The 16,329-nt window shown below is 43.6% G+C and carries 18 protein-coding genes and 1 pseudogene; 8 read left to right on the top strand and 11 right to left on the bottom strand.

From position 1 onward, the window contains the following. Positions 1–2 precede the first annotated feature (2 nt). From CIK90_RS12100 to CIK90_RS12060, 8 genes and pseudogenes are all read left to right on the top strand, one after another. The gene (locus CIK90_RS12100; RefSeq protein WP_005816121.1) at positions 3–404 is read left to right on the top strand and encodes a hypothetical protein; all 402 of its coding nucleotides are present in this window, start codon (positions 3–5) and stop codon (positions 402–404) included. Then, positions 404–1,273 (top strand): annotated as a pseudogene (locus CIK90_RS12095) (hypothetical protein); the annotation flags it as partial. The gene CIK90_RS12100 and the pseudogene CIK90_RS12095, both read left to right, overlap by 1 nt. A 496-nt stretch (positions 1,274–1,769) precedes the next feature. Then, complete coding sequence (locus tag CIK90_RS12085; protein ID WP_094465658.1) at positions 1,770–2,102, top strand: helix-turn-helix domain-containing protein; 333 nt, start codon at positions 1,770–1,772, stop codon at positions 2,100–2,102. 1 nt (position 2,103) lies between these two features. Then, positions 2,104–2,412: a hypothetical protein gene (locus CIK90_RS12080; RefSeq protein WP_094465656.1), complete on the top strand. Its 309-nt coding sequence runs from the start codon at positions 2,104–2,106 to the stop codon at positions 2,410–2,412. Between the two features lie 67 nt (positions 2,413–2,479). After that, complete coding sequence (locus CIK90_RS12075; RefSeq protein ID WP_094465654.1) at positions 2,480–3,367, top strand: hypothetical protein; 888 nt, start codon at positions 2,480–2,482, stop codon at positions 3,365–3,367. Between the two features lie 182 nt (positions 3,368–3,549). Continuing rightward, positions 3,550–3,912 (top strand): hypothetical protein, encoded by a 363-nt coding sequence (locus CIK90_RS12070; RefSeq protein WP_094465652.1) that lies wholly within the window; start codon positions 3,550–3,552, stop codon positions 3,910–3,912. A gap of 4 nt (positions 3,913–3,916) precedes the next feature. Further along, positions 3,917–5,164 (top strand): relaxase/mobilization nuclease domain-containing protein, encoded by a 1,248-nt coding sequence (locus tag CIK90_RS12065; RefSeq protein WP_094465650.1) that lies wholly within the window; start codon positions 3,917–3,919, stop codon positions 5,162–5,164. A gap of 13 nt (positions 5,165–5,177) precedes the next feature. Continuing rightward, positions 5,178–5,711 carry a hypothetical protein gene (locus CIK90_RS12060; protein ID WP_094465648.1) on the top strand — a complete coding sequence of 178 codons (534 nt, stop codon included), beginning with the start codon at positions 5,178–5,180 and terminating at the stop codon, positions 5,709–5,711. 45 nt (positions 5,712–5,756) lie between these two features. On the opposite strand, the gene CIK90_RS12055 is transcribed toward CIK90_RS12060, so the two are convergent. The 11 genes from CIK90_RS12055 to CIK90_RS12005 are packed head-to-tail and all read right to left on the bottom strand — an operon-like array spanning position 5,757 to position 16,328. Next, complete coding sequence (locus CIK90_RS12055; protein ID WP_158216070.1) at positions 5,757–6,170, bottom strand: hypothetical protein; 414 nt, start codon at positions 6,168–6,170, stop codon at positions 5,757–5,759. An 8-nt stretch (positions 6,171–6,178) separates the two neighbouring features. After that, positions 6,179–6,511, bottom strand: coding sequence for a hypothetical protein (locus CIK90_RS12050; protein ID WP_094465644.1), 333 nt, complete (start codon positions 6,509–6,511; stop codon positions 6,179–6,181). 21 nt (positions 6,512–6,532) lie between these two features. After that, the gene (locus tag CIK90_RS12045; protein ID WP_094465642.1) at positions 6,533–7,141 is read right to left on the bottom strand and encodes a DUF6642 family protein; all 609 of its coding nucleotides are present in this window, start codon (positions 7,139–7,141) and stop codon (positions 6,533–6,535) included. 11 nt (positions 7,142–7,152) lie between these two features. Beyond that, positions 7,153–8,013, bottom strand: coding sequence for an agmatine deiminase family protein (locus tag CIK90_RS12040; RefSeq protein ID WP_094465640.1), 861 nt, complete (start codon positions 8,011–8,013; stop codon positions 7,153–7,155). Positions 8,014–8,045: 32 nt separating this feature from the next. Beyond that, the gene (locus CIK90_RS12035; protein ID WP_094465638.1) at positions 8,046–8,924 is read right to left on the bottom strand and encodes a hypothetical protein; all 879 of its coding nucleotides are present in this window, start codon (positions 8,922–8,924) and stop codon (positions 8,046–8,048) included. A gap of 5 nt (positions 8,925–8,929) precedes the next feature. Beyond that, entirely contained in the window at positions 8,930–9,883 is a 954-nt protein-coding gene (locus CIK90_RS12030; protein ID WP_094465637.1) for a phospholipase D-like domain-containing protein, read from the bottom strand. A gap of 21 nt (positions 9,884–9,904) precedes the next feature. Next, the gene (locus tag CIK90_RS12025) at positions 9,905–12,949 is read right to left on the bottom strand and encodes a type III restriction-modification system endonuclease (RefSeq protein ID WP_094465635.1); all 3,045 of its coding nucleotides are present in this window, start codon (positions 12,947–12,949) and stop codon (positions 9,905–9,907) included. An 11-nt stretch (positions 12,950–12,960) separates the two neighbouring features. Beyond that, the gene (locus tag CIK90_RS12020; RefSeq protein ID WP_173849350.1) at positions 12,961–14,838 is read right to left on the bottom strand and encodes a site-specific DNA-methyltransferase; all 1,878 of its coding nucleotides are present in this window, start codon (positions 14,836–14,838) and stop codon (positions 12,961–12,963) included. A gap of 1 nt (position 14,839) precedes the next feature. Further along, complete coding sequence (locus CIK90_RS12015) at positions 14,840–15,493, bottom strand: hypothetical protein (protein WP_094465633.1); 654 nt, start codon at positions 15,491–15,493, stop codon at positions 14,840–14,842. Further along, positions 15,490–16,092 (bottom strand): DUF4391 domain-containing protein, encoded by a 603-nt coding sequence (locus tag CIK90_RS12010; RefSeq protein ID WP_094465631.1) that lies wholly within the window; start codon positions 16,090–16,092, stop codon positions 15,490–15,492. Before CIK90_RS12010 ends, CIK90_RS12015 begins: the two co-directional genes overlap by 4 nt. Positions 16,093–16,115: 23 nt before the next feature. Next, the gene (locus CIK90_RS12005; protein ID WP_094465629.1) at positions 16,116–16,328 is read right to left on the bottom strand and encodes a hypothetical protein; all 213 of its coding nucleotides are present in this window, start codon (positions 16,326–16,328) and stop codon (positions 16,116–16,118) included. Position 16,329: the final 1 nt, after the last annotated feature.

Genomic DNA, 16,329 nt, shown 5'->3' with positions numbered 1-16,329 from the left:
CTATGGAATCAATATCAAAAATACAGTTACGTCTCTATGCCGCCAAGAGGAAAAACGGCAAGTGGCAGTTGGAGATGTCAAGGATGCCGAAGCGAATCAGCGTTATCGGCAGGACACCCATCGTTGATGAGCATTATATGCCATCTGATTTAGAGGTAGTTTCAATGTCAAAGCTTCACAAATATGTCGGAAGTTACTACGGCAAGATTGTGAAGACCCTCAAAGAGGAAGGCATCATCACCAAGGAATATGGAATGTGGAAACTGCGTGAAGACCTTCAGGACAAGGGCATTGCGGTATATGTCACAGGCAGGATGCGCTGCTTCTACCACTTCTATCTGTCATGGACACCGAAAGGCATAGAGTTTATCAAAGAGATTATCAACAATAGAACCAGGCACTGATGGCAGACAACATACTCAGCGATTTCGGCATCAACATCCTCGAAGAGGAGATTGACGATGTGATATTCCAGACCAACGAGTTCCTGACCGATGCCACCTTCACAGGCTCACAAGGGCCGTTCTGGTGGATCCTCCAAATGTGTATGGCATTGGCGGCACTGTTCTCTATCATCGTGGCGGCAAGCATGGCCTACAAGATGATGGTGAAGAACGAACCGTTGGACGTGATGAAACTGTTCAAGCCCTTGGTGGTGAGCATCATCCTCTGTTGGTGGTACCCACCTGCTGACACAGGCATGACCAACAGCGGCAGCAGCTGGTGCGTATTGGATTTTCTATCCTATATTCCCAATTGCATCGGCAGTTACACCCACGACCTCTATGAGGCAGAGGCGACCCAAATTTCCGACAAGTTTGAGGAGGTGCAGCAGTTGGTATATGTCAGGGACTCGATGTACACTGACCTCCAGGCACAGGCAGACGTGGCGCATAAGGGCACATCAGACCCCAACCTGATAGAGGCGACGATGGAGCAGACGGGCGTGGACGAAGTGACCAACATGGAGAAGGATGCCAGCAAACTGTGGTTCACCTCACTGACGGCAGGGGCCGTGGTGGGCATCGACAAGATAGTGATGCTGATAGCCCTGATCGTGTTCCGCATCGGTTGGTGGGCGACGATATACTGTCAGCAGATATTGCTCGGAATGCTCACTATATTCGGTCCAATACAATGGGCATTTTCGTTGCTGCCCAAGTGGGAAGGAGCGTGGGCGAAGTGGCTAACCCGTTATTTGACAGTTCATTTCTACGGAGCCATGCTCTACTTCGTAGGTTTTAGAAATCTTGTAACCTATTGTGTTTCAGTGGTTTCAAAATTTGTTTTTCTCAAACGTAACAAACCTGCACCAAAAATGTGTTAAATAAATCCAAGCATCCGAAATGTGGTGCACGTACCACTGAAACTTGGTGCAAAGATACAAAAAAATAATGAGATATATGCGATATGTTACAACTTTTTTAATCGAGCAAACCGACCTTCGGATTTGGTGGCAGGAAGTGGCACAAGGGGGTGCCTCTGACATCTTCGTTTCCGATAGTAACATCCCCAACGAAAACAAGCATCCCAAACGGTTTATTAGTATGAAAAACGCTGCAAAATCATACTCGCCAGTTAAGAACAGTCAAAAATCAAACTTTTCTATGGCGATTATTTTTCCGCTCCATCCTATAGGAGTAACTTAGTACTGCCGCATTTCTCTTTTGACCGACAAACAACCTCTTTTATCTGGTCAGTATATGTGGCAGTCATGGAGTGACAATAGTGTAAAATATAAATAGGTAAAACAAAAAAGTATTTTAAAAATGACACAACAAAATCCAGTCCAGAAGGACACCCAACTGCACAAACAGGTTGCAGAACTCCAGAAGCGCGTTGACGTTCTGGAAGACATCCTTGATTCATCCAAGGAAGTATTAACCGTTGAGGAAGCCGCCAAGTTCATGGGCATGGCTCGCAGTTCTCTTTATAAGATGACCTGTGAGCAGAGCATCCCCTTCTACCGACCGAACGGAAAGATGATCTACTTCGAGAAAGCAGACATTCTTTCGTGGATTCGGAGGAACAGGGTATATACCCAAGAAGAGATTGACGCAGAAGCCCGTCTTCACATGCAAACACTAAGCAAGAAGCACTGATATGAAGGAGCAGGAACTATCCGCACTCAAAGAGAGTGCCGTTTACTCAGCTGCTAACTGGGCAAAGACTGGCTTGGGTTATTTCACCATGCGCGACAAGGTGAATGCCTACATTGAAGCCACAGGAGCAAACAAGGCCATTGATGATGACCAAGAGGCTATCAGGTACGGACGTGAAGCCGCTGCACTCGCCATCAACATAGATGCCATCCATCTGCTGAACAAAGCGGAGGAACAGAAGTTGAACGAAGCTCTTATCAGCATCGCTGATGACTTGCCGCAGACTCGTAGTCGAGGTTTCCACAGATGAGTAAACCCAAGAATGAGACAAGAACTTGAAGGGTGTCCGCGCCCGTAACAATTAAAGACATTTAGCCATGTACACTGAAGATTTATCTTATGGTCTGTTCTTATCAGACCGACAGTTGGATTTCCTGTCTAACTATCCGCAGGGATTCGACCGCATGAAGTGTTTTGTCACATTTCTGCAAATGGCAGTAAAGGAACCGACCCACTATGAGAAGAAAGAGTATTCAGTTGACCTAACCCCTGGGCAGTTTGCCATTTCGGAGGTGGAACTTGCCAAACTATGGAAGTGCAACCGCAAGACTGCATCCAAGATGGTTGACCTTTTCCACGAGGTGGGGCTGGTATCATCTGTGCCGAACTGCCGTACCACTGTCTTTACAGTCCATTGTATTGCCAGTTGGTATGCCGCTGGTCAGGTAATCCGCAATTCGCATTACTCACGCTATTTGCAAGTGGAACCGCGCATCAAGGCTAACCACAAATGTCAGAATACTGCCAATGGAATCACAGACGATGGAACAGTTGCCAACGGTGCTTCTGCTAATGGTAGTGCTTCCGCTGGAATCTCTACTAATAGAACTGTTACAGAAGATTGCATGAAAGACAATTCCTTATCCCTTTCTTCAACAGAGATTGATTTGGCAAATATCACCCCTCAAACAGATGGGCAAACCATCGAACAAAGGGATGAGTACACCTCTAAGCATTCTGTCCCCGTTAGCCGTGACAATTCCAATGATGACAACGACAGGGAAAGAAAACAATTCAATAATGGTGTCGAGCCGTCCACCACGAATGAAGGTACCCTTTCCCCATCTATCACATTGCCAGATGCAACTAATCACCAAGACAGCCCAGAGAACGAAGCGAAGATTTCCTCTGAACCGTCAGGTGCGACCCCTCCAGATGCTACCGCCATCACCGATGACGAAACGACACCCGACGATGCCGGATAGCCCTCCAGGGCTTTGGGACAATCCCGAAGGGAGCCTGTATTTTCGTACTCTCTAAACAAGAAGTGTCAATGTCCGACAATCCGCTACGCTACTTGCCCGACTTCTTGACCTCTTGCAATACTCGCAGGCTCGCATTGGGTTGACCAAGCCCAATTATAAACCTACAAATAAAACATTTGCTAATGGAACAGAAGATAGAACGCAAAGGGCGCAATCCACGTATTACCGTGTGCTATACGCCCGATGAGAACGAAAAGATTGTAAGACTGGCTACAGCCTGTGGACTGAAAAAAAGCCAGTATGTTCATGACACCTCATTGGGTCAGGAACCAAAGGTGATGATGAGCGACAAGGAGGCTGATGCCCTGATGTCGCTGAAAGCTGCCCGTGGCGAGCTGGTTCTGATTAAAAATGCCCTTCACGGCACTACCCAGGAACAGCGAAAGAAATACTTCCGCAACGAGCAGTTCATGAAGCAGTGGATTGAGGGCGTAAATAGCCTGATACGTCGCCTTGTGGAGATAGAAGGTATGTTCAAAAGATAATTGTATGATAGCAAAAGGACAGTCTATATCACATGGCTCAGCCATGACAAACTATGCCACTAAGCATAATCGTGCCGACATTGTGTTGACACGTAATTTTGACGAGGGGCTTACTCCTCTCGCCATGTGGGGAGCGATGGAAACCATCCACCAAAAGTATGCGCCAAAATTCAGGCGCAAACCCGTCGAGAAGCCGACCCTTCGGATGGAGGTTTCCCCATCCCTTGAAGAGACTAAGGGATGGACACTCAATGACTGGTACGACTATGCCCTGCGGTTCCTCGATGAGTTCAAGAAAGAAGTCCAAACCAAAGATGGAAAGAAGAAGGGTGCTGGCAAGTTCAATCTGGACAGGGCACAGATATTTGCCTGTCTTCACTTTGATGCAAAGTCCGGCATCCCTCACCTTCACATCCTCATCAACCGTATTGACCTTGATGGCAATCTTATGAATGACTCTTTCGTTGGGGAAAGTGCAACTAAGGCTGCCCATGCCATCAATGTTGAACGTGGATGGGAGCTGCCAGAGGATATTCACGATGCTCACCTGAAGGAGATAACGGATGCCTGTTACTACATCCTTCATGGAATGGCAAGATATGATTGGGACACTTATAAGCACGGTCTTGAAAGTCGTGGTTACAAAGTCAAGGAACAACGTGACAAACAAGGTGTGCTGCATGGGTACACCATCCTTCGTGGCAACTCCCGTTTCAAGTCATCCATATTGGGTAAAGGTCGTGACCTCACCGCATCCAAACTTGAAGCCACATGGAAGAAACTTCACCCAGTCGCACAAAGTGTTGTGAAACCCAGTTCTACCGTGGGCACCTCCCAGACTTCAGAAAGGAAGCCCTTCACAGAACACACTTCAGAACGTCATAGCGTTGCCCAGACCAGGCCAGAAGCACCATCTGTCTTCAGAAAGATAATGTCTGTTGACGATGAGAAATATTCCATCACAATGCCGTTGGAGGCGTACAAGGCTATGAAGGATGCCATTGAAGTTCCAGACGAATCTGTGCCATTTGAGAACGTCTTGAACGTGGCTATGCTGCTGTTCATGAACTACGTCGATGCCGCCACCACCGTTTCAGAATCGTGTTGCGGAGGTGGTTCCACTCCGTCAAACTGGGGCAAGGACAAGGATGAGGATGAACGTGAATGGGCACGACGCTGCGCCCAACATGCCAACTGGCTATGCAAGCCAATGAGCAGGTCTGTAAGAAAAGCAAAAGGAATTCACCGTTAAAAACAAAACCATCATGAGTCGAAATAAGTATGATAACCTTGTTGAGGAAATCAACCGAAAAGAAGAGATCGCCGAGCAGAAAGATAATCTGGCTGAACAGTTAAGCCAGGTTACCGAGAATGTGAACGATGTTAAGGAAGTCGTTGACAAACTTGTGACAGCCATAGAAGATTTGAAGAAAATTGTGGTAGCCGTTACAGCTGCCAGCAAGAGTACTGACAATGCCGTAACAGCCATCACTAATGCTATTTTGGATAGCCGTGAAGTTGTCATCACGAATAAGCTGGATGATGAGTCTGTCAGGCAATTGCAGAACAAGTATGAAACGTATTCACAGCAAGAAGCAAAACTATACGAGAAACACCGCATTAACATTTCTCAGATGCTTGAACGGAATAAAGACAGGTGCTATGAGATTATCAACCAGGGGGATGGTGTCTATTTCGGGAGGAAAACCTTCATGCGGTTGTACATCGCCTTTTGTACCTTCTTTGGCATCGTTCTCTTGGAGGTAGTCTATGGCTTGTGGAAGTTGTTTGGTGGATAAAAATCAAGATAACCATTAAAGCAAATGAGGGAGTATAACACCCCCTCATTGTTTTTCCACTTTTAGAGGTTCAAACCTCGGTTTGTCAACCATTACTCCCTTTGATGTGATATTTAGTGTGATAAAATCAAACCATGTTTCAAGAAACCCGTGGAACTCTTTCATTGAAATCTCATCGGCAAAATCATCTTGGGTATATTCCCATTTCAGATCAATAACATCGGTGAAATGGAAATCAAGAAAGACTTCCACCTTCTTTCGGTCATACTCAATGCCAACGCAGCACGGAGGGTTAATTGTCACGTCAAGCTGCCTTTTATCGCTGTTCCAATGAATCTCAGTTACTTTTGAAAAATGGAATTGCCATTCATCGTTTTCTTCAAGGAAGACCTCGATATTCTCAATGCCTGTAACGAACTTTACGGCATCGTCGGTTATCATATTGGATGATTTACGCATTTCAAAAATCACATATTGATGTACTTCACAGGATTCTGACTTTTGCCATAGAATGCAGAAACATCTTTCCCTATATATGTTGTATGTTCGTCTTCAACGCCAAGGAACTCACACCTTCCAATGTGTTTAGGGTCTTCAGTGTATTTCCAATCAACAGGATTATAGACTTCTTCCACAATTCCGTTGACGATTGCCAGTACATGAGTAGCCCTTCTTGCGCGAATTATATCAACCTTCCAATACTTACGGGTCATCTCATACAGATTCTCCCTTTTCACTTTCCCTACTTTTACACACATAATGCGGTCTTCGGGATTGGGTATAAGTTCTTTCTGATTCATGTCATCTTAAAATTTCGTTCATTAACAAGCATGGAAATCGAGGCTATCTAAAAGCGATTCATATTTCTGATAGAATTCACTGTCTCTATCTGTATATCTTTCGACTTCAATATCTTCCTGAGAAAGCAAATCATTCATTATCGCTATGTCCGCTATGCTTGAATCCATTGCATCTACAGATTTTTGATAACCACTCACCATTAAGGCCTGGCATTCTCTTTTGAAATGCTTTGAGTCGATTTTGTTAGACATTGTTCTACAAGACCCAAAATGAATGACCTTGTCCTTAAAAAAGCCCTTTGCCCACTTCACTAAAGTAGTGAGTGGTACTGTTTGTCCTTCAATCCACAAGCTTTTCTTTTCACCGTGACAGGCGAAATATATAATATCATACTTGTTGAAGTCTTCCTCCTCATCATCACCTTTTGCATGAGTACGAAAGTATTCAAGATAATACTTCAGGTCAGATTTTGTTCTGAATCTTCTATATATCACATCACAATCGTATGCCTCTTTTAACCAATTAAGCATTGGCAAGGTGTTAAGACTAAAGCGGTTTTTGGGATTTTGCTCGCTATATTCCCATTCCGCTTCTAAGCATATTATATTATGGCTTGTATGCTGTTTCATAAGTCGTGATGTTATTTTAGAATATTCCAAGAACAGCAATGGAGTCCTCCTTCTTGTTTTAGAGCTTCAAGTGCGTATATAGGGATTATGTTCTCCTTTGGGTACTCTGGGAAACGAAGTTCAAACTGGCGGCGAACCGTCGTGTCTTCTATACAGTCTGCATTCTTTGATAGTGCTGGCATAAAGATATAGTCCTTTGTGCGGATATAGTTGATGTAAGCCCATTGGAATCGTTCACGACATTTGGCTCCACCCGAAGGCATCCAGAAATTGTGCATTTTGTTGAAATGATTCTTCAACATGGATTGGCATTGTTTCATGTATTTGGGGTCTGGATATTTTGTAAAAAGGAGGTCGCCATCAGACAAGTACCTTACAACTCCGTCAGAATGACCATATATACCCTCTTCATCATCCCAAGGAATAAGGAAAACTTCGCAACCGAACAGGCGAGTCAATTCTGCAAGAAGTTTGCTTGCAGAATAGTGAGGGTTAGCCTGAATTACTTTGTCAACCATGATAACAGCATTATCGCACTTGATTACGTTTCCGCCATCAACAATTATGTCTGTGTCTATCACCTCGGCTTTATCACCTAAGATTTCGCGAGCAATATCAGCAGCATTTTCTGTTAGTAAATCTCTATACTTTGGATTAAGAAGATAGTCTGGGAGATATTTGAATGCCACGAACTTGTCTGGAGCGACCTGTATCGGCATATAATCACGTGCCCACATATCTTTTGCACCTTGGAAAAACTCTATTGGATAGCCTTTTTCTTTCAAGGTTGATATTGAACGATACAAATCTGGACATACTTGTTCAAGTATGTGAGAAAAGTAAATAGTATTTGTAAGCTGGTCTGTAATCATAATTATTTTATAAATTTGGTGATTCCTGTGATTTATTTGTATCCTTTTCGACTAACTTTATTGTTGTATCTTTGCCTGTTTTCTTCCTTTGCCTTTTCTAAATAATCTGGGTCTGATATTGCTTTCCTGTTTTCTTCATCACGTAGCCTGGCCTCTTCAGAAGAGAGTTTTATTATCTTCCCGTCCGAAACTGCAATATTAGAAGGATAACATACTAATTGACGCTGGAGTTCTTCTGAGGTTATTTCTCCTTTTACAAAAGCTTCTCTAACAGATTTCCAAAGTTTCAAGTCTTCTGATTTACTCGCGTCAAGAAACAATTGATCTTTCTTAAGGTCATCAGAACTTAAAAATGTATCAGCATGAAATACTTCTGTTTTTCCATCTGCAAACCCCATGTATGCTCCATTCGTGGATATGATACTTAATTCCCTACGATTAATATTGGTTCCGTAAATCTTACTCATGTCGCCAAATACCCGAGGATTGATGCAACCATTTAGAAACATATGCTTGCAGACATCAACGAATTCTGTTTCAGCATCTAACCCCATCCGTTCTTTATATCTTCGGACAGCATGAGCACTATACATTATCACATGTGGCTTAGAATCGGTTATAAAAACAGGTGTTTGCTCTCTTAAATCTTTCATAACCATGAAGCAAGAGAGAGAAGTAACTTGAAAGTTAACCTTTGCTGGTTTTATTCCTATAGGGAGCATGTAAAGTGTTGCTTCCGGCAACTTCAACATGCCCCATATCGGAGGAATTTCAGCACCCTTTTTAAGTAACGAAAGGATAGTGCGTCTATGTTTGTTTAAAAGAAGACCAAGCAGACGTTTACTAAGTTCATCTCTATGTTCATCAAAGAAACGATGAAACTCTCTGTTAGAGCTTTCTGACGTTATCATTATGCTTATAAGTTTTTTGCATTACACATATCTGCTCTGTGACATTTGTCGCAATGAGCTTTGTTCCATATTGTATAGAAAAGCGTAGTAACCGATGAGACAATTTTGGGATTCTTCGTCAGAATACCAACTTCAAAGTTGCCAGGGGTAAAAACTCCTTGTCCTATACCTGCAGGGGTAATGTTAGCCGAGCCGACATAAGCCATTTGGTCATCGACAATCACGACTTTTGCATGATTCCTCTCGCAAAACATATACTCGAACAGTTCTGGATTCATCTGCTGATAAAACTCTTTCCATTCGTCTCTGAACGATGATGAAGGCATTGAACAGATAACTTGAACGGAAACGCCCTGAATAGCCTTCGCCATCAGGTATTTTATAAACGGAGTACCATCATTGTAGTTTTCACCTTGACTCCCTGTTGGTTTCAGACGGAAACGCTTGAAGTTAGCGGTCATAATCTTGACAGAAGATTTAGCTTCACAAATCCTTTCTATGACCTCTTGATAGTGATTCTCATTTATAATGAGTCGTGTATCATTGGACGGAAGAGAACTTTTTGAATAGTCTATGACGCTTTCCTTTGACACCTTCCATCGGTTATACTCATCGCGATGTGCCTTGATAATCCCTTGCTCTATAAGACTTTCAAATTCGGCCTTGCTACATTTCAGATACTTTCTGGCAATGTGTCCGCTTAAATATTTAACTTTATCAACATTTTGGGATTCCTTGGATGGATTTGCCTTCAATGCAGAAGGTTCGGCTTCTTGCTCTATATTGTCTATAACTATGCCAAAATACTTCTCCACAGCATCAACGTTAAAGCGGTAATGCCCTCTACGATTTCTGTGAGAAGGCAATACATTTGTCTTTGCAAGATTCCTAATGTCGTCCTGCTGTAATCCTGTTAGCATAGCAACCTCTGCTGTGTTGATGTATTTCTTTATTGGCATAATAAACAGAAAACGATTAAATCATTCTAAGCTGTTGATGACATTCAACATTGTATCATAGTCCGTTATCTCATGGTAACGTACTTTGCTGGTCGATACATTGTTGAAGAGTTTCTTGGCACATTCTATCTTTGCCATTTCTGCGCCCTTCAAGTTCATAGACAGCATACTGCCTTTGGTCTCTGCTACAAAGAAGATGTGCTTTACACCCATGTTGTCGTTGAAAGCAATAGCCCAGTCAGGGGCATACTTGCCCACTGGCGTAGGTATCTGGAACGTACGTGGCAGACGTGCATAGACACAGACCTCATCTGCCTTGTCAAGGTCTTCGGCAAACTTTCGCTCTCCCTTGCTGTCCGTAAACACATAGTCCAGGATATGCTTCTTTGCCTCATAAGCCTTTTCAAGTGGCTGGCGGTTCTTCTCCTTGGTGAAGATGCTGGCATCATACTGCTGCTCCGTGCGGTTATAGGCAATATGCTCTACAATCATCGTCGCCTTCTGGTCTTTAATCAGACGTACCACGTTGCGGATAAACTCTTCTGGGTTGTTCTTGAACTTATATAGTTGACCCAAGCTGATTCCTTTCAAAATCCGTACAACAGTACGTCTTGTGAGCGTTGCTCCTTTAGCTATCTCGCCAACAAGGTCGTAAGGCACATCACTTGTTGACACCTCCTTCATAGCTTGTGTGCGTGTATGCTGGTCGCCTGTAAAATCAAGGTCATCCGTTCCCTGTTCACCTGTCGTCACCACATATTTTAGTTCAGTGACACGCAGATTCTTGTTGATGGATGCTACGGCTTTTTGTATCAGTTCCTCACTGTCATAATGCACCGTATAGACATAGCGGTGATTGATTTCCTCCCACAACCGTTTGAACTCTTCCTTGCTGGCATTGTCATTCAGATGATCATTCACGGCTTCTGCCGACTCGTTGGCATCTTCTATCATATCTGCAAGAGCTGTCGGGTCAAAGATACCCTGTACCAACTTATGTACCTGTTCACTGATAGGAGCCAATTTCTTGCCCATCGGAGCAAGGCTGTCTGTGCGCAGGTCTTCGTGATATGACTGCTGGATATTTCCCTTGTCATCCACATAGTCATTCTCATAGAGATAGTTGACAATGGCTGTTGCCTCCATCGTGGAAATGGTATGCACTTCTTCTCCCACCATGAACTTGCGTCCCTCGAAATAAGCGACTGTTGCCTGTGTCGGACGTTCACGCAAGGCTTCACGGGTTTCTTTCTGGAGAGCATCTACAAACGCGCTGTAGCTTTCGTTGGCAATGACCGTAAGAGCATTGATGTCATGCACGGCTTCACCCAGACGCTCTGTATCCATGCGAACGCCTTGCTGGTCAACGCAGATACGCAGTCCACGACCTACCTCCTGACGCTTGGCTGTTGCACTGCTGGCATGGCGCAGGGTGCATATCTGGAATACATTCGGGTTGTCCCATCCTTCACGCAGTGCAGAGTGCGAGAAGATGAATCGTGTCGGTTCGTCGAAACTCAACAAACGCTCCTTGTTTTTAAGAATCAAATCGTAAGCTGATATATCTGAAGAGAAGTCTTCACCTCGCTTCACTACACTATCGATGGCATGTCCCTTCTTGTCGATGGAGAAATATCCGTTGTGTACCTGGTCTGCTTCGAAGCGTTTCAGGTAACGCTGGTAGTCATCTTCAAAGAGTGAAAGGTTCTCATTGAGGAAACGGGTGTATTCCTCTTCAAACACTTTCCAAAGGAAGCCCTTTACGACTTCGCCCTGTTCATCATAGCCCTTATAATTGGCTACTTCGTCGATAAAGAAGAGCGAAAGTGTCTTGATACCCTGCTTGAATAGAGTAGCTTCTTTCTCGAAGTGTGAACGGATGGTTTCTCTAATCTGAATACGCTGTATCTGCTGTTCCGATACATCACCCATCACTTCACCTTTGCGCAACACGTCACCATTCATGAAATAGACAGTGTTCGTCAGCGGATTGATGTCGGTAATAACAAAATCCTTATAAGCTGGAAGCCCAGATGTGTCATATAGTGAATCATTCTGTCCGAACTTGCATATCTGCCTACGGGTGCTGCTTGCACCTTTCACCTCTATCTCCAGTCGTACCTCTGGTGCTTTGTTCTTTGATAGAACAATGCTGTCAAAGTAGATATAACTCTGGTTGCCTAATAGGTTTTGCAGGGTGATGCCCTTCACCTGGATCTTCTTCACCAACCTCTGGCGGTAAGCATCGAAGGCATCCAGTGCATATACGCAGTTATGCGATGTCTTGTGTGTGGCTGAGTAGTTCAGCACAAACAGCGGCTTGAAGTTCTTCAGCGCACGTTGGGTGGCTGCGCCCTCCATCTTCTGCGGCTCGTCCATGATGATAATGGGACGGTTGGCGGCAATCACATCAATAGGACGGCGGCTCTGGAAATCGTCACGCTTGGAATAAATGATACGGCTTTCCTTGTTGGCAGCTCCTTCTTTGAAGGAAGTGTTAAATGCCTGCACGTTGATAATCATCACATTGATAGAGGCATCACTGCTGAACGAGTCAATCTGCGTCAGGTTGCCGCTGTTGTAGATGAAGTAGCGGGCTTTCTTGCCATATTGCTCCATGAAATGGTCTTCCAGCATCGTGAAACTCTTATACACACCTTCACGGATGGCGATACTCGGCACCACAACGATGAATTTGCTCCAGCCATAGCGTTTGTTCAACTCAAACATCGTCTTGATATAGACGTAGGTCTTACCCGTACCTGTTTCCATCTCGATGTCGAGCGAGCAAGCCCCCAGTCCGTCTGGCAGACTGAGTTTCGTTGACTTTGGTATATTGCCGATGGCTTGTTGCTGCTGGATATTCGCAAGGAGTTGATGGCCTTGCAACTCCACATCGTTGTTGCGCCATCCCACATATTCCTCTTCAAACGTAATCTGTCCCTTACGTTTACCAAGGTCACGACGGTACTGTGCATTGGATTTCGATGGTTGTCCGGCAAATACGTTCACCGTCTGCTCCACAGCATCCGTCTGGTATTGTTGTATCTTGAACTTAAATTTCATTTGCAGGACAATTAGAGAATTCTACGAACCGTTTCTTTGCTATACTCTTCCCATATCTGTTCAAAATTGTCGGCAACTTGGTCGTTTGCGAGGCTGCTGTCACGCATCACAAAATAGTAAGGGTGTTGACGGGCTATCTCTGTGATGGTCGTTTCATTGACTTCTTCATCGAAGCAAGCCATCAGATAACCATCGCTGACACTCCAGACTGCCTTTCCAGCAATGCTACGCTTTTCTATCTTGGCTGACAGTTCAATACCCAGTTCTATCATCGTCTGGAAAAGAAGGTCTTCGCCATCATTTCCAAGTCGGTCAGGCTTGATGTTGTCGTCAAACAGTTTTTGTTCGTTGAACTCAGCTGGAGTGTAATAAACGTCCTGCATGTTCGATGAGTCAAGTTTCAGCACACGGAAACCTGTATCAAGGTCTTGTGTAGTTAGAGGGCTTTCCTCTTTTATTTTCTTCCCTGCACGACGGATGCGTTCCTTGCCGATTTCGCAGATATTCTTGTAGCCAGCCTTATTTGCTTCACTCTTCTCGTCTGTTGCTTCAGGCAGTTGCACCATGATGAACTTTCGCTTGCCATCGTCTTCTGCATTGAGTTGCATCACGGCATGAGCGGTAGTTGCAGAGCCTGAGAAAAAATCAAGAACTATATCCTCATTCTTTGTTGACACCATTAGCATTTGCTTAATGTAAGAAACAGGCTTAGGAAAATCAAAATACTTGTTATCATCAAACAAATGCTTTACTTCCCTTGTTGCGGTTTGATTATGTCCTACTTCTTCACTTAACCAAATTGTAGAAGCTGTTCTTCCATCCTGAACGTCAGAGAGAAACCTTTTTTTGCGTGGAAAAGAATTTCCATCCTCACCAAACCAAATCTGATTATCCTCAACCAACTTCTTGAGGTTTGATTCTGAATATACCCAATGCTTTCCCTGTGGTACATCAAAAGTCTTCCCAGATTTTGGACTTATAATTATGAAATGTCCGTTGGAACGTTCACCACTCGCTACAAGGTCACCAGATTGCCAAGGACCTCTTGGATCATTGTCTGGATTCTTATAGCGTTCATTCATTTCTGCCGTTCTTGGCAACAACTCTACTTTATATTTTTCTTTATTTCTTGCATATATCAATGCGTATTCATGGTTTTCCGAAAAGAATCTTGCGTCATTTTTGATACTATGTATTTTTTGCCATACAATCTGTGTCACAAAATTACTTTCACCGAATATCTCATCACAAAGAATTCTCATATTTCTCTGCTCGCAATCATCGATACTAATAAATATCACCCCATCCTCGCTCAACAAATCCTTAGCCACCTTCAGACGTGGGTATATCATGTTGAGCCAGTCGGTATGAAAACGCCCGTTACTTTCAGAGTTGGTAACAAGGCGATTACCCTCTTCATCCTCCTGACCGCTATTGTGCATATACTCACCAGTCGACTGTGAGAAGTCATCATTATACACGAAATCGTTGCCAGTGTTATATGGCGGGTCGATATAAATCATCTTCACCTTGCCCAGATAGTTCTCGCGAAGGAGTTTCAGCACTTGAAGATTGTCACCCTCAATGTAGAGGTTCTGTGTGTTGTCGAAGTCCACACTCTCCTCACGGCAAGGGCGCAAGGTGTCAGTGGTAGGAGCATTCGCCAGACGGATAGCATTACGCTTGTCAGGCCATGTAAACTGATAGCGTTCCTCTGCACCCTCCACAATGTCTTTCGACAGTTCCTGCCTGAGTTGGTCAAAGTCAATCGCCACTTCCGGCTTTCCCTCATCGTTCAGCCGTTCCGTGAGGCAATTAGGAAACAGCTCCCCAATCTTCTTTATATTTTCGTCCACGATATTCGTGGTCTGCATGTTTAATTTGTCCATATTATTTGTTTTCTATTTTATCTGCTATATTATTCAAACTGTCTTTGATTTCATTAAGAGTATATGAATCCATGTCAGAGACAACACCAGCTATTGACTCAATAGGACTTGGAATTTGGAATGTTCCTAAGATATTGAAATCTCTGATAGTGAATTTTTCTTTGATGGGATATTTGTTGTTGTATTTACCATTGATAGTTATAGCTTTGCTATCGTATTCTTTGAGCCAATTGTTTATCTCATCTTTAGTCCGTTTTTCTTTCCAAGGAAGTTTAATGTTATATTCCATGATTGATGGGCTTATATAGAAATATCTTTTAGCTCCTCCTTTTAAGACAAAACTACTATCTTTTAAATCGACAAAAACCTTTTTGACGAAATCATATAGGTTGTTCTCTATTGGTAAACCACTAACATATACCTTAATATCGTATGCGGTTTCTTTACCTACATTTTCAACACATAGATAATACCCATGCATGTGCTTGATTATGGAAAAATCTATTCGTGCTCTATTATCTTCTATTCTTTGTTTACGCTCTTTATGCAACAAGTAGAAGCTAACCCCCAGGGACATGAAAGCAATAGCAGCCATGACAATATTAGATATTGCGCTAACTGCCTCCCAATTTACACAACATATTAGCATGCTCATTTTAGTTCCTCCTTTAACTTTATTATCTGTTGATGCAGTTCGTACTTCTTACGTGTCTGCTTCTCTGTACGACACTGTTTTTCCAATGATTCTAACTGTCGAAGCAACTTCTCTCGTTGCTCACGGTGGATAATCTGCTCCTCAATACTTTGTTCTGCCTGGGCATCCAAGCCACCGATGGTTGCAACGATGTTATTCCAGACATCATCAAGCGACAAGCCTTGCAGGGGGATAGCGGCTTCGTTTGTCGTCATCCATGACGATTGCTGTAGCCGGGTATGGAAGATGCAGAACTGTGTCTGCTCTTCATATTGCATGTCAAAAACCATCTTCTGCGGTATCAGCTTTTGAAGCATGAGGATATTTTTCGTGTCATAGTCCTTTCGCTTCAATGTCACCTGCAGCACATAAAAGCCTTCTATTTCTTTCCCTTTTGTTAAGGCTGGAACTGTTGCCGATGATACCCTTGCTACCAATGCCATACGACTGATGTCCGCATCGAAACGTTCACGCTCAGCCGCTTTGAGATTGAACTTCTCAAAGACAGCCTTCTTGTAGAGGGGCTTGTTTATGGAACATTGTGGCGGAAGGTTGTACATCGTAAATGAAAACTTTTTCCGTTTTAACGAGACAATATTACATCTTCACGACGGAAAATGACTTCATGACCTAATGCTATTACATGTACAAAACCTGGCTCAACACTAAGAACAGGTAGTATTGCACCCAATAGACCGTCAGTTTCTCTTTCACGGATTATTTTGACCTTATCACGCGGATTAATTGGTAAATTTACGTTCTTTTTGTCTTCAGAAGTTAATGTTAATTCTTTCATA

This window comes from Prevotella sp. P5-126 (assembly GCF_002251185.1).
GTDB lineage: Bacteria > Bacteroidota > Bacteroidia > Bacteroidales > Bacteroidaceae > Prevotella.
This window is presented reverse-complemented; position numbering and strand designations above follow the sequence as displayed.